Here is a 431-nt window from a genome sequence, read left to right as displayed (position 1 = left end):
CTACTGATTACAAGTCAGTTGCTCTACCAGTTGAGCTACACCGGCACGGTGGTGGAGGATGACGGGATCGAACCGCCGACCCCCTGCTTGTAAGGCAGGTGCTCTCCCAGCTGAGCTAATCCTCCACTATTATGTAAATTAAATGGTGACCCGTACGGGATTCGAACCCGTGTTACCGCCGTGAAAGGGCGGTGTCTTAACCGCTTGACCAACGGGCCAGTTGGCTCCACAGGTAGGACTCGAACCTACGACCGATCGGTTAACAGCCGATAGCTCTACCACTGAGCTACTGTGGAATAATAATAGCCTGGCAACGTCCTACTCTCACAGGGACAAAGTCCCAACTACCATTGGCGCTAAAGAGCTTAACTTCCGTGTTCGGTATGGGAACGGGTGTGACCTCTTCGCTATCGCCACCAGACATATTATAT

General features: G+C 52.4%; 3 tRNA genes and 1 rRNA gene. All 4 read right to left on the bottom strand.

The window, feature by feature from the left end:
- Positions 1–49 precede the first annotated feature (49 nt).
- Positions 50–125 (bottom strand) — tRNA-Val (locus tag M3225_RS29060).
- An 18-nt stretch (positions 126–143) separates the two neighbouring features.
- Positions 144–218 (bottom strand) — tRNA-Glu (locus M3225_RS29055).
- 3 nt (positions 219–221) lie between these two features.
- Positions 222–296, bottom strand: a tRNA-Asn gene (locus M3225_RS29050).
- Positions 297–305: 9 nt separating this feature from the next.
- Positions 306–421, bottom strand: a 5S ribosomal RNA gene (gene rrf, locus M3225_RS29045).
- Positions 422–431 lie beyond the last annotated feature (10 nt).

Source organism: Priestia aryabhattai, assembly GCF_023715685.1.
Taxonomy (GTDB): Bacteria; Bacillota; Bacilli; order Bacillales; family Bacillaceae_H; genus Priestia; species Priestia aryabhattai_B.
Note: the sequence above shows the minus strand (reverse complement) of the source record. Positions and strands in the feature narration are given on the sequence as shown.